15 protein-coding genes are annotated in these 12818 nt (G+C 55.3%); 8 read left to right on the top strand and 7 right to left on the bottom strand.

Annotated features, from left to right (window positions below; translation table 11 throughout):
* Positions 1-14 precede the first annotated feature (14 nt).
* Positions 15-2243, bottom strand: a complete 2229-nt coding sequence (locus FPV09_RS06825) for a methyl-accepting chemotaxis protein (RefSeq protein ID WP_168194744.1) — start codon at positions 2241-2243, stop codon at positions 15-17.
* Between the two features lie 206 nt (positions 2244-2449).
* Between FPV09_RS06825 and FPV09_RS06820 the strand changes: the two genes are divergently transcribed.
* From FPV09_RS06820 to FPV09_RS06810, 3 genes are all read left to right on the top strand, one after another.
* Complete coding sequence (locus FPV09_RS06820; RefSeq protein ID WP_148883749.1) at positions 2450-4675, top strand: DHH family phosphoesterase; 2226 nt, start codon at positions 2450-2452, stop codon at positions 4673-4675.
* Positions 4676-4758: 83 nt separating this feature from the next.
* Positions 4759-5013, top strand: a complete 255-nt coding sequence (locus tag FPV09_RS06815; RefSeq protein ID WP_148882822.1) for a hypothetical protein — start codon at positions 4759-4761, stop codon at positions 5011-5013.
* 39 nt (positions 5014-5052) lie between these two features.
* Positions 5053-5268: a hypothetical protein gene (locus FPV09_RS06810; protein ID WP_148883748.1), complete on the top strand. Its 216-nt coding sequence runs from the start codon at positions 5053-5055 to the stop codon at positions 5266-5268.
* A gap of 64 nt (positions 5269-5332) precedes the next feature.
* Here FPV09_RS06810 and FPV09_RS06805 read toward each other — a convergent pair whose 3' ends face one another.
* From FPV09_RS06805 to FPV09_RS06795, 3 genes are read right to left on the bottom strand one after another with little or no spacing between them, the layout of a single operon-like run.
* On the bottom strand, positions 5333-6514 hold the full coding sequence (locus tag FPV09_RS06805) for an MFS transporter (protein ID WP_148882821.1): 1182 nt from the start codon (positions 6512-6514) through the stop codon (positions 5333-5335).
* A gap of 3 nt (positions 6515-6517) precedes the next feature.
* The gene (locus FPV09_RS06800; protein ID WP_058938861.1) at positions 6518-6808 is read right to left on the bottom strand and encodes a PadR family transcriptional regulator; all 291 of its coding nucleotides are present in this window, start codon (positions 6806-6808) and stop codon (positions 6518-6520) included.
* Positions 6809-6857: 49 nt separating this feature from the next.
* Positions 6858-7244, bottom strand: coding sequence for a PaaI family thioesterase (locus tag FPV09_RS06795; RefSeq protein ID WP_148883747.1), 387 nt, complete (start codon positions 7242-7244; stop codon positions 6858-6860).
* Positions 7245-7342: 98 nt separating this feature from the next.
* Between FPV09_RS06795 and FPV09_RS06790 the strand changes: the two genes are divergently transcribed.
* Entirely contained in the window at positions 7343-7741 is a 399-nt protein-coding gene (locus FPV09_RS06790) for a DUF2240 family protein (RefSeq protein WP_148882820.1), read from the top strand.
* Positions 7742-7806: 65 nt separating this feature from the next.
* Complete coding sequence (locus FPV09_RS06785) at positions 7807-8352, top strand: nicotinamidase (protein WP_148882819.1); 546 nt, start codon at positions 7807-7809, stop codon at positions 8350-8352.
* Here FPV09_RS06785 and FPV09_RS06780 read toward each other — a convergent pair.
* Positions 8279-9325: an AI-2E family transporter gene (locus tag FPV09_RS06780; protein WP_148882818.1), complete on the bottom strand. Its 1047-nt coding sequence runs from the start codon at positions 9323-9325 to the stop codon at positions 8279-8281. The genes FPV09_RS06785 and FPV09_RS06780 overlap by 74 nt on opposite strands.
* Positions 9326-9380: 55 nt before the next feature.
* Between FPV09_RS06780 and FPV09_RS06775 the strand changes: the two genes are divergently transcribed.
* Positions 9381-9704: a hypothetical protein gene (locus tag FPV09_RS06775; protein WP_148883745.1), complete on the top strand. Its 324-nt coding sequence runs from the start codon at positions 9381-9383 to the stop codon at positions 9702-9704.
* Here the strand turns inward: FPV09_RS06775 and FPV09_RS06770 are convergent.
* On the bottom strand, positions 9667-10158 hold the full coding sequence (locus FPV09_RS06770; RefSeq protein ID WP_246112242.1) for a hypothetical protein: 492 nt from the start codon (positions 10156-10158) through the stop codon (positions 9667-9669). The genes FPV09_RS06775 and FPV09_RS06770 overlap by 38 nt on opposite strands.
* Positions 10159-10212: 54 nt before the next feature.
* Here FPV09_RS06770 and FPV09_RS06765 point away from each other — a divergent pair, with 54 nt between their 5' ends.
* Positions 10213-10896 (top strand): DUF4152 family protein, encoded by a 684-nt coding sequence (locus tag FPV09_RS06765; protein ID WP_148882817.1) that lies wholly within the window; start codon positions 10213-10215, stop codon positions 10894-10896.
* A 39-nt stretch (positions 10897-10935) separates the two neighbouring features.
* Positions 10936-11298, top strand: coding sequence for a hypothetical protein (locus FPV09_RS06760; RefSeq protein ID WP_148882816.1), 363 nt, complete (start codon positions 10936-10938; stop codon positions 11296-11298).
* 54 nt (positions 11299-11352) lie between these two features.
* Here FPV09_RS06760 and FPV09_RS06755 read toward each other — a convergent pair whose 3' ends face one another.
* Positions 11353-12774, bottom strand: a complete 1422-nt coding sequence (locus FPV09_RS06755; RefSeq protein ID WP_148883744.1) for an ATP-binding protein — start codon at positions 12772-12774, stop codon at positions 11353-11355.
* Between the last annotated feature and the right edge of the window lie 44 nt (positions 12775-12818).

Here is a 12818-nt window from a genome sequence, read left to right as displayed (position 1 = left end):
ATAGGTATAGAGATTCAGAGCCTGAACTGTTCAACGTTCTGGCGAAGACGCTTGGCGATTTCCCTGAGTTTCCGGGCTTCGGAGCTGAGCGTCTCAATCTCCGCTCTCTGCTCCTGCATGGCGGAGTTAACCTCCTCCGCGCTGGCGGTGGTCTCCTCGGCACTTGCGGCAAGGTTTTCCAGGGCCTGGAGTGCTTTCTCAACCTCCTCCTGCGTCCTGATGGTCTGCTCCCTTATCTCCTCAACTTTGGTGCCAACGTTCCCTATCATTTCGGCGATGTAGCCGAGATATCCCAGGCTCTCACTCAGGGTCTCCGTTGAACTGGCCACGTTCTTTACTCCCTTCTGGGTCTCTTCCACGGCTTTCTGAACTTTCTCGTCCATCTCATCTATGATGTCCCTTATCGTTTCCGCGGCGCTCTTGCTTTCCTCCGCCAGTCCCCTTATCTCCTGGGCAACGACCGCGAAACCTCTACCTGCTTCCCCAGCCCTTGCCGCTTCGATCGCCGCATTCAGGGCAAGGAGGTTTGTTTGCTCAGCAATGTTGCTTATGGTATGGGTTATCTCGCCTATGCGTTTGCTCATCTCACTGACCGCGTTAACTGCCTCCTCTATGAAGTCCATGGAGCGTTTAATGCTCTCAACGTCCCTAACCGCTTCGTCTCCCTTCTCTCTTCCTTCCTGTGCTATTCTGACGACTTCATCGATAGCCCTCTCGAACTCGTCCATGATGTTGGAGGTTTCTGAGGTGGTGTCCGAGACGAGGCGCATTCCTTCGGTTATCTCGTTTATGTGCTCCTGCTGGCGCTGGGCCTCGATGCTGACCTGTTCTATTGCTTCACTAACTTGGTTGGTCGAGTTTCTGACGTGGGTCGCTATATCCGCCAGTTCCCTGGCCTGCTCGTCCAGGGTTACTCCAATCTCCCTGATGTTTCCGATGAGGGCTTTCATCTTGGCTGAGGTCTTTTGGAGTGCAATTATTATGTTCTGGAGGTCTCCCTGGGCCCTGGCGTCTATGGTGTAGTTCAGCCGGCCCTCGGCCATGGCTTCGAGCTTGTCGATAACGCCGTTGAGGGTGCCTATGACGTCGGCGGATATGGCCTCGAAAGCGGTTATCAGTTTTCCTATCTCATCGTCCCTGTGGGGGTAGTCTATCGAACCAACCACTTCCCTCGCATCCTCAAGCCTGCCCGCCGCTATGAACTCCGCCGCGTTCGTGAGCTGCGATATTGGCTGCAGCGCCCTCTTTAGATATCTGGCACTCAGGAGTACAAGCCCCCCTGCCACCAATATTGTTACCGTCATCCCGTACAGGAGTTCCTTTGATGCGTCCGTCTTCGCCTCGTCCAGCGCGGTTACAAGCCCGCCGATGAGCTCATCCTCTGGTGCTACAGCGGCTATCGTCCAGTCGGTGGTCCTGCTCCTGGCGAATGAGATCACCATCTTTGTTCCATCCAGTTCTACCTCAACAACCCCATCCTCCGAGTTTTCCATTGCCCTCGCTAGTGCCGCGTATCTGCTGTCCTCAAAGACGTTCAGCTTTCCAACGACCTCCGGGTCGGGATGGATTATGACGGTTCCATTGGGGCTGATGACGAAGAGGTATCCTGTTTTACCCACCCGGGTGTTCACTATTTCATTCGCCAGGTATGAGAAGTCAACGTCTATTCCAAGAACGCCCTTCACGGTCCCCTTGTACTTCACGGGGGTGACGTAGGTTATCACGGTCTTATTTGTTATTATGTCCGTGTAGGGCTCCATCCAGAACGCTCCCCGGGATACCGCCCCTTGGTACCAGGAGGATTTTGTGGCGTTGTACCCCTCGGGAAGTTCGGCTCGGGGGATTATTATCACTTTTCCGGTTTCATCGGCGTAGTAGGCGTTTATTATGTCGTCATTTGAGTTCTTTAAGTCTCCGAGTCTGCTGAAAATGCTTGCGCCGAAGATTGGGGTTCGTGAGTAGCCCGGTTCGACTTCGTCCTTCACGTAAAGCGACCCTATCGAGTTTGCGTAGGAGTTCGTGACGACGATCAGCGGCCTAAGCCTTTCATCAATCGTCACAGCGTATTTCTGGCTCTCCAGAAGGGCTATCTGTTTTGCATGTTCTGCCAGAGTGGGAGCCACGTTTTCCTCTATCTTCTGCCCCATGCCGTCTATCGTCCTGAACTGGATTAGTGACGTTATTAGTATGACCATCAGGACCGTCCCGAGGAGTGCGGTGTAAAGCTTCTGGCGAAATTTCAATTCTATTCCCCCCATTGAGACATTTTACTATTTTGGGCCATCTTTTGGTTGCGTTTTATCCCTAATTTCGTGTTCTTTTAAGCGCTTTGTGTAGGGTGGGGGGTAGGTTCTAACTGCGAACCAGCCGTTGAAAATTACGCATTTGGTTCGGGAGAGCGTTGATTAATGTTTTTAAGCTCCCCGGAGAACCCACCGCGGTGATGCTCATGGTGGTTAAGGACTGTCCCGAGTGCCACGGAACCGGGAAGGTTAAAGTTGGCGAGAAGGAGTGCCCCGTTTGTGAGGGCTGGGGTTACGTTCCTGCCGATTTCAAGGTTGGAGAGAAGCTGAAGGGCTATCGCAACCTCGACTACATCGGCGTTGAGGACGAGGTTGACGAGATACCCTGTCCCGAGTGCCACGGGAAGGGCGTCGTGCCGGTTTACGACACCTGCCCGACCTGCGGTGGGACCGGCCGCGTTCTGGCCTGTGACATCTGCGGCAAGGTGAAGGGGCCCTGGGAGCCTGGCATGGAAACCACCTGGGTCTGCCCGGACTGCATGCGCAAGTACAAGGTCGTTTACGTTCTCGACAAGACCTGCGACGTTGAGGACATTGAGATTGGGGGCGTTTACAAGGGCACAATCGACCGTGTCGAGCGCTTTGGCGTCTTCGTCAAACTCAATCCGCACGTCAGGGGTCTTATACGGAGGAAGGACCTCCTCGGCGGGAGGGATTACAAGCCTGGAGACGGGATACTCGTTCAGGTTCTCGATGTAAAGCCAGACAGGGGTGAGGTGGACTTCATAGAGTCCGCCCTCAAACACTACAAGGAGGTAGTCGTCAGAAAGGAGCTCCCGGTAACGCTCATCGGCGACCTCCGCAAGGACATGGCGGGCCAGACGGTCAGGCTTCGCGGTAAGGTCACCCAGATACAGGTTACCGGCGGGCCGACGGTCTTCACGATAACAGACGGAACGGGTATAACATGGGCCGCGGCTTTTGAGGCGCCGGGCGTTAGGGCCTACCCCAACATAAACGTCGGAGACATCGTGGAGATAATCGGGAAGATAGCCTTCCACTCCGGCGAGATTCAGATCGAGACCAGCGACATGGCGAGGCTCTGGGGGCCGGAGGCTGCCGAGGTCAAGAGACGCATAGAGGAGGAGCTCGACAGGCGCGCCCAGCCCCAGGATGTGGGCTTTCTGGTCGAGAGTGAAGTGCTCGAGGCTTTGAAGCCGAAGATAATGAAGGCCGCATCCACGATACGCCGCGCCATCCTGGAGGGCAGGCCGATACTGCTGAGGCACCACGCCGACGCGGACGGCTACACCTCGGGCCTGGCCCTCGAGTACGCCATAGTCCCGCTCATCGAGGAGATCTCGCCCGATTCCGGTGCCAGGTGGAAGCTCTTCAAGCGCAGACCGAGCAGAGCACCCTTCTACGAGCTGGAGGATGTCCTCAAGGACATAATCTTCATGGTCGAGGACCACGAGAGGTTCGGCGACCCGCTTCCACTTTTGGTCATAGTGGACAACGGCGGAACGAGCGAAGACATTCCGGCTTATAAGCGCATAAGGGCCTTTGGCGTCCCGATAGTCGTAATAGACCACCACGACCCGCGCGAGTGGGTGAGTGAGGACAAAGCCAAGGTCGACGACTACGTCGATGTGCACGTCAACCCGCACCACATAAAGCGCGGCTACTACGAGTTAACGGCGGGAATGCTGGCAACGGAAGTGGCGCGCTTCATCAACCCGGAGGTTGAGGACAAGATAAAGCACCTGCCGGCCATAGCGGGAACCGGGGACAGGAGTAAAGCTCCCGAGTTCTACCAGTACCTTGAGATAGCGAAGAAGGCCAAGGGCCTCGACGAGGAGGACCTCAAGAAGATAGCCGAAGTGATAGACCACGAGGCCTACTTCTGGAAGTTCATGGACGGACACGGCATAATAGACGAGATTCTCCTCCTCACGGGCAACCTCCAGAGGCACCGCGAGCTGATAAACGCGATCTACCCGGAGGTCAAGGAGAAGCAGGAGAAGGCTTTGAGGGCCTCGCTGCCGCACGTCAAGAGCGTCGTCCTGCCGAACGGGATAAGGTTCAACACGATAGACATCGAGCTCTTTGCTCCAAAGTTCAGCTATCCGTCCCCGGGCAAGCTCTCTGGTCTTATACACGATCACTTCAAGGAGAAGTACGGTGAAGACGCGCCGATACTCACCCTGGCCTACGGTCCGGACTTCGCGGTGGTCAGGGCCGCGGACGGGATGGCGGCGTACAGCTTCGACCTAAACGAGATAATTCCAAAGCTCCAGGAGGCTCTGCCAAGCGCCGGAATCGAGGGCGGCGGCCACAGCTACGCTGGCTCAATTAAGTTCTTCGAGGGCATGCGCAAGGAGGTGCTTGAGGAGTTCGCCAAGCAGGTGGTCAAGCTGAAGAAGACGGGTTAAATGCGCTTTTTTATTTTTTCCAGGGCCAACCTTTTTAACATCGTTGGCCTAAGGGCTTATGAGCAATATCCGGAGGAATGTTGATGAAAATCGTTCTTGAGGTTACCTTCAGAATGGGCGGTGTTTCCTACAGGGGCCACCGCTGGGAGGGCGATGCCCTTGTTTTCGAGTTCGAGCGCCTTGGAGATGCCTTCATTCAGGTTCTCAGCAAGAGGAATGTGGAGGAAGAGGTCGAGCGCGAGCCCTCGGCCGTGATCGTTGAGCTGAAGACGAAAGAAGGCGGGAAGATATTTGAGGCCGCCCTCGAAGGTGGCGTTTACAGAGCGAGGGAGCCTTAGGTTTTTATACCTCTCCCCCAATTCTCTACGGTGATGCCCATGTACATGGCGGAGTTCAAGCTTCGCTTTGGTGACAGGAAGTGGTACGTCAGGAGGCTCGTTGAAGCTTCGAGCGTTGAGGAGGCCGAGGAGAAGGCTAAACGCTACGCCGAGCTGATGAACAGGGGAGAAGTGAAGTGGGAGTTCAGCTATGTTATTGAGGCTGGAAGGCCCCTCATTATAGGCGATGAAGAGCTTGAGAAGCTCGGCGCTTGATTTTATCCATTTTGACTTCCTTTTAGCCACTTTCTGATTTCGGGAGAAAAGCAAAAGGAAAGAGTTATTGCTCCCTCACGAAGGTCATTAGAACCATGGCAACGAGGTTCATAGCCGCCGCGAAGGTGAAGGCATAGGCCAAGGAGTAGCTCCCCCAGAGCCAGCCGGCTATCACCGACGCCGGAAGGACGAAGATGCCGAAGACCGTGTGGTAGGCCCCTATTATCGTGCCCTTCTCGTATTCCCTCGCTAGGTCCGCCATGTATGCCCGTGGAATGGTGTCCTCGATGGCGATGTAAATCCCGTAGAGCACGAAGGCCGCTATGAGCGTGTAGAAGTCCCTCGCGTAGGCGAAAGCCAAAGCCGCCAAAGCCGCAACGCCGAAGCCCAGGGTTATCATCCTCTTCTTGCCGAAGGTGTCGGAGTAAACCCCGAGGGGATAGGCCGAGAGGGCGTAGATTAGGTTGAAGAGGGCGTAGAAAGCTATGCTCTGGACGACGGAGTAGCCGAGCTCCTGCGCCTTCCACATCGTGAAGGCGTAGCTGTACCTTCCGAGGGCACCTATCGCCACCACCGCGAGGAAGAGCTGCAGGTTCCTGTTCTTCAGAGTGGATATGCCCTTTATTTTCCTCTTGACCTCACCGCCCCGGTCCTTCACGAAGAGGATTATAACGAACAGAGATATCGCCCCGGGAACCGCAGAGAGCAGGAAGATGTAGCGGTAGGCCGTTTCCGCCGGAAGGCTCTTCAGGAGCTCGATGAGTGCTATGGCAACGAGCGGCCCGGCGACGGCTCCGAGGGTGTCCATCATCCTGTGGAAGCCGAAGGACTTTCCGGTCTTCCCCTTCTCGCTTGACTCGGCTATCAGCGCGTCCCTGGGGGCTGTTCTTACCCCCTTGCCTATCCTGTCCACCGCGCGCAGAAGGAGGAAGTCCCACCAGTAGCGGGTGAATGCCAGGGCACCTTTGGCGAGGGTTGAGAGGGCGTAGCCCGCGAAGACGAAGACCTTCCTCTTTCTAAAGCGGTCGCTCACGTAGCCAAAGGCAACCTTGAACAGCGAACTCATGCTTTCTATCGCGCCCATAACGGAACCGCTGAGGAGCTTTCCAGTGCCAAGAACCTCCATCAGATAGCTCGGCATAACGGGCATTATCATCTCGCTGCTCATATCGTTGAGGAAGCTGACGATTCCGAGCAGGAAGACGTTCCAGCTTATTCCGAATATCTTCTTCTCCCTTTCCTCCATTCCTCATTCCCCCAGCAGTTCAAGGCAGAGTTCCCTCAGCTTCTCCTTGCCCTCGTCGAGGGTTCTCCGGCCGATTTCCGTTATCTCGTAGACCCTAACCCGTCTCCCACTCCGGACCTCCCAATGGCTTTTGAGGAGGCCCTCCCCTTCCAGGGAGTGAAGGAGTGGGTACATGGTTCCCGGGCTGATGTGGTAACCGTGTCTCTCAAGTTCTTTCATCAGAAACGAGCCTGTAACTGGTTCTTCGCTCGCGTGGTGGAGTATGTGCAGGGCCAGGAAGTCGCGGTACTTCATATCGAACACCGATATCTGGATATGATATCAAGGCTTAAAAAATTTTGGTTCATTCGAGCACGTGCTTCTCCAGAACGTAGCAGTGGAAGGTTCCCTCGAAGACTTTCTCGTCCCTCTCGTTGAAGACCTCTGCTTTCACCAGCTTCTTCCTTCCGAGGTCTTCGCTCACCTCTGCCTTTGCCCTCAGAGTTTCACCTGCCCTCACTGGCTTCAGGAACTTGACTTCCGCCTTCCCGAGGACTACGGTCGGCTCGTTGACGGCTAACATGGCCGCGTAGTCAGCCAAGCCAAAGGTGAAGCCGCCGTGAACCAGCCCGTACTCGTCGACCGCCATCTCTTTGACGGTCTCCATAAGGACTTCCGCGTAATTCTTCTCAATTTTCACGGGCTTTCCAACCAATCTTTCAGAGGTCAGCCTGTGAGTCCTCTGCTCCATCGACATCACCGTTTAGAGTTCTCGCGAGTGCTTAAACATCTAACGGAGTTATGCAAAGGTTTATTTATTCCAGCTCCCTAAAAAAGTTAGGTGGTTGCGTGCACCCGATAAAACGCGCGGTTGAGTATAATGGCTCGGTTGAGTTCACCCGGAGCGAGCTCGTTGGGATACTTGCCTTCAGCCTCCGCCTGATGGACGTGAAAGCCGCGAAGGAGCTTATAGCGAAGTCCCTGGAGGAGGGCCTCCTCGAGGAACGGGGAGGGGTTCTGGTGGTAAACAAAGCCCTGCTCGCGGAGGAGGAAGCCGAGGAGGACCTCTTCAACGAGATGGCGGCGCATATAGCCGGTTCTCTCGGCTGGGAGCGGGAGGAGGTTCTTGAGGGCATTAAATCCATGCGCGAGCGCTACGGCGACCTAGACGAGAAGGTTCTTGCGTACCTGTTCGGCATGGACAAGGGCGTTGATATGTCGCGCTTTAAGGACCGGCTTGAGATGTGAGGGCTTTCCCCTCTATTCCGCAAACCGTTTTAACGATCCCGCCAAATTCTCTCCGGGGTGATGTCATGCCCGAGGAGGCGCTCATCATCGTTGACATGCAGAGGGATTTCATGCCTGGAGGAGCTTTGCCGGTTCCCGACGGGGAAGGGATAATATCCCGGTGCAACCGCTACATCGAGGAGTTCAGGAAGAGGGGGGCCCTGATAGTTGCCACGCGCGACTGGCATCCCGAGAACCACGTCAGCTTTAGGGAGCAGGGTGGGCCGTGGCCGAGGCACTGCGTCCAAAACACTCCCGGGGCAGAATTCGTCGTTGAACTTCCCGCAGATGTCGTGATAATCTCAAAGGCCACGGAGCCGGATAAAGATGCCTACTCCGGATTCGAGGGAACGAATCTGGCGGAGATACTGGAGAGAAACGGGGTGAGGAGGGTTTACGTCTGCGGCGTCGCTACGGAGTACTGCGTTAGGGCGACCGCCCTCGATGCCGTCAAGCACGGCTTCGAGACCTACCTCCTCCGCGACGCGGTGAAGGGGATTAAACCCCAGGATGAGGAGCGGGCTTTGGGGGAGATGGAGAGGGCCGGCGTGAAGGTTCTCTACCTGATATGACCCTTTTCCATTCTTTGAGGAGGACAAGGAGAAGGTTGAGCACTATCGGACCGATTATGAGGCCCTTCACCCCCATGGCCCACGTTCCGCCTATCATCCCGATGAAGACGAGGGTCTCGTCGAGGTTCGCGTCCTTAGCGACCATCATTGGCCTTATCGTGTAGTCGGGCATCGGGGAGACCAGGAAGAAGCCGTAGATTGCTATCCCGATTGCGTGGAGGTACATGGCCTTCTTGGCAAAGTACGCAGCTGCGATAAGCCATATCATCCAGCCCTCAAATAGGGGAACGAAGGAGAAGATGAAGGTCAGGAACCCGGCCACTATCGCGGTGTAGAGGTCGGAGACCCCGAACAGGAGGAAGCCAAACGTCATCAGAATCCCTTTTATGACGTTCAAAACCAGCCAGGCCCTCACCAGTGCTCCGAGGGTCTTGTTGAGGCTTTCCAGGATTCTCTCACCTAGTTCGCGGTTCTTTCTCGGGAGAGACAGGTGAATCTGCTTCGAAATCTCCTCGGCGTATGCGAGGGAATGGTAGAACGTGAGCAGGAAGACCAGGAGCTGGAGGATGTAGAGGGGGAGTGAGAGGGTTTCATGGGATATGTACTCCGAGATCCTGGGTATCAGCTGGTCCGAGAAGCGCTCGAGGAAGGCCAAAACCTCCGGCGGCAGTGGCTGGCTCATAAGCCAGTCAAAGAACTCGACGATGCTGTCGTAGAAGGAGGACGCTACCTTAACGGATATCATTAGCAGCTCGAAGGTCACCGCACCTCCGAGGCCGACGGTTCCAACGGTGAGGGCCACGGCGGACTTCTTCCTGCCCATCCTGCCACTCAGCCGGCGGTGGATTGGATATGCGGCGTAGGCGAGGACGATGCCAAAGAATATCGGGGTGATGAGGGGACTAACCGTTTCCCACGCGAGATACGTTATTATGAGAACCGCCGCCGTCCAGGCGATTAGTTCCGCCCGCATAGTCCCTCGACAGGTTTATTAGTCTCCCCCTTATAAATGCTGTGTGGTGAAGTGGATGGAAAAAGAGCTTGCCGAGAAGGTTTCGGCCTATATAAACCGCGCGGAGCATTATGCCAAGGAAAGGCGCTTTGAAATGGCGTACGGTGCCTATGTGGACGCCCTGTACGCAATCGGGGCATACGTGATATACCGTGATATGGGGATACTCCTCCCCGCCGATCAGCTCGTTGGAGTGCTGAGGAGCAGGTATCCCGAGGTTTATGATATTATAGCGCGCTACGCTGGGGCAACCCGCGTTGATGAGACAACGATAACCGCTTTAAGGGAGGACGTTGAGAGGCTCAGGGGAATGATGACTTTGCCGAGTCCTGAGGGGTGATGAGGTTCAGCGGCTGACCCTTCGACGACAGAAGCTCGCCTTCTCCTTTCCCCTCCTCCTTCCGGCACGCCTTCGCGGCATCCCTGAGTGTCTCTGCCAGTCCGGGGTTTCCGTGGAGGGTTATCACCACCACGCCGCCGCCCACTGGGTGGAACGTTATCTCTATGACGCCCGTGATTCGGTCGACGTCGATTCTCGAGGGCACCATCCTCACTAGAAAAGCACCCTTCTCCATTCGGCCCCATACCGCCGTTATCTCGATGAGCCCGTGGGAGTAGAAGATGTTCATGAATGGAAGTGGGTCTTCCGTTGGCGTCAGGGGGTGGGCAGCTTTGCCGTAGAAAACAGCCTTTCCCCGTGCCGTTCCCAGGTAGATAGAACCGCAGAGGTCATCTATGTAACGACCCAAAGTTTCATAAACTACATTAACCGAGTCACCCAATGCTATCACCATGATATACTTTGTCGTGGGATGTATATTGGTAATTGCCCGTTAACGGTGGTTTCCATGAAGATCGTTGCAGCTGACACGGGTGGCGCACTGCTCACGGAGGACTATGAACCGGTTGGCCTGATAGCGACGGCGGCGGTGCTCGTTGAGAGGCCATACAGGACCGCGGCGCTGAGCGTGGCCCGCTACGCTGACCCGTTCAACTACGATATGAGCGGCAGGCAGGCGGTAAGGGACGAGGCTTTCCTGGCCGTTGAACTCGCGAGGGAGGTCAAGCCCGATGTAATCCACCTCGACTCCACCATCGGGGGAATAGAGGTCAGGAAGCTCGACGAGCCGACGATAGATGCCCTGACGATAACCGACAGGGGCAAGGAAGTGTGGAAGGACCTGGCCAAGGACCTTCAGCCCCTGGCAAAGAAATTCTGGGAGGAGACCGGGATAGAGATAGTCGCCATCGGCAAGTCCAGTGTCCCGGTGAGGATAGCGGAAATCTACGCAGGAATTTACACCGCCAAGTGGGCGATTGACTACGCTAAGGAGCACGGAAAGGCCATCGTGGGCCTGCCGAGGTACATGAAGGTCGAAATCCGCCCCGGAAAAATCTACGGCGAGAGCCTCGACCCACGCGAGGGCGGTCTCTTCGGGGAGATTGAGGCGGAAACGGGAGGAATCGGCTGGGAGCTCTATCCAAACCCGCTCGTGAGGCGCTTCATGGTGCTTGAGGTTTGGAGGGAGTGATACAAAGTTTTTTTAACCGATTATTCATTACTTCTTTTGATGGCTGGGCTGGAAGTTCCCTTGTTGTATACGTTCGTGATACTTTTGAACGTTATCTTGGTCTGGATTAGAGCCACGAAGTTCTTCTACTACTTTCATGACTGGTTTGCTACTGAAAATCTTGGGGGGCCAGATTACATGGATTCAGAAAACTGGAGGGCCGTTCTCAGGGGAGCCTTACTTCTCGCGGTTCCTGTGATACTCGTTATCTGGTTGTTCAATTTCGTAGATGATGTAATTGGCATCGTGGGGGGATTTGGAGTTGTGGTTTTGTATCAGCTTCTTCTCGGTGCCATGGTCTCCGACGAAATAGAAAAATTAAGAAGGGAACGGAAAGATGGCTGGCGCTACGGCTGGTATTAGTCCAGCTCGCTCGGGAACTTTATCGCGTCGTTTATCGAGGCCCTCGTAAGCGCTTTATGGTCCTTGAGATGTAGAGGGAGTGAGGGAACGTTGGCGAATGACGTCGTCGAGGTCAAAGGCAAGGAAGCCCTCTCCCCTAAGCTCGTCTTTACTCTCAAGCTCCCTCGCTATGATACCGAACCTGTAGTTTCCCCTCAGGGGCAGGAGTTTTGCCTTTCTCCCAAGGGCTTTCAGAATCCTCCTCGCGTCCTTCAAGCTCAGGTCCCGCCATTTGACCTCAAAGAGGACGATGTTCTCCCTGTCGTAGGCGACCACGTCTATTTCCTCGCCCTTGTGCCACCAGCGGCCGATGCGTTCTGGCTTAAAGCCGAGGTCAATGGCCCTCACGAATTCCCTCGCTATTCTCTCGTAGGTTCCGCCCACGAAGGAGGAGAACTCTCCTTTGAACCTCTCAAAGACCCTGTCAGGGTCTTCCTCAAGGGCCGTGTAGTTGTGATAAATAAACCTGAACCAGAAGTTGAAGAACTCGTCGCTTATCCTGTAGGCCACTTTCCTCGTCTTCAGCGGGTTCTCGGTAACGGGTACTTCCCTCGTCAGGTACTCGTAGTGATTGGTCAGCTCGCTGAGGTACTTGCCGACTGTCAGTAACTTCATGCCCGTTTTGTCGCTTATCTCCTTGGGCGTGACGTAGCCGAGGCTGACCGCTTCGAGGATTGAAAAGTGGGCGCGGTAGAACCTGCCGAACTCAAGCTTAAGAACGTTCAGGCCCTCTTCCCTGAGCGGGGCGAACTCGTCGAAGAAAAGCCCCCTAAGGGCCTCAACCGAGTCCCCACGATAGTAGCGCGGGACGTAAAGGAGATACCTCGGCATTCCCCCCAGGGCAGAGTAGAACTCAACGAAGTCTCTCGGGTTTATATCAATCAGCGAGCGCACGAACCCCCAGGCCGTCCAGAAGTCAAAGGGCCTGAGCTTTATCCATTCATCAACCCTGCCGAAAAGGGGTTCCTTTCTGTCCATGAAGATGCGCTTAATCATGCCGACGTACGAGCCTACTGCGATGAACATGAGATTGGAGCCGTCCTTCTTTTCGTCCCAGAGCCTCTGAAGGGAGGAGAAGAAAGATGGCTTAACGGTCCTGAAGTTCTGAAACTCGTCGAAGACCACCACGAGCTTTCTCTCGCGTGAGAATTCGAGGAGGAACCCGATAAGCTCTTCGAGGGATTTGAAGCTGGGCTTCATATACGAAGGGAGGTAATCGGAGAGGCTCTCTTCGACCTCACGGACGTATTCCTCAAGGAGAAGCGCCTCGTCCTTTTCCCCCGCGAAGAAGTAGAGACCGAGCCTGTCCTTCAGGAACTCCCTGGCTAAGGCGGTCTTTCCAACCCTTCGCCTGCCGTAGATGATGAGGAAGCTCGAACCGGGGAAAGAGTACACCTCGTTGAGCTTTTCAAGCTCGCGCTCCCTGTTATAAAACATATTACCCACCGAGTATATTACCGAATCAGTAATATTTAAGGCTT

The sequence above is a fragment of the Thermococcus aciditolerans genome (genome assembly GCF_008152015.1).
Taxonomy (GTDB): domain Archaea; phylum Methanobacteriota_B; class Thermococci; order Thermococcales; family Thermococcaceae; genus Thermococcus; species Thermococcus celericrescens.
The sequence above is the reverse complement of the archived record's forward strand: the minus strand, read 5'-3'. Positions and strand labels throughout refer to the sequence as shown.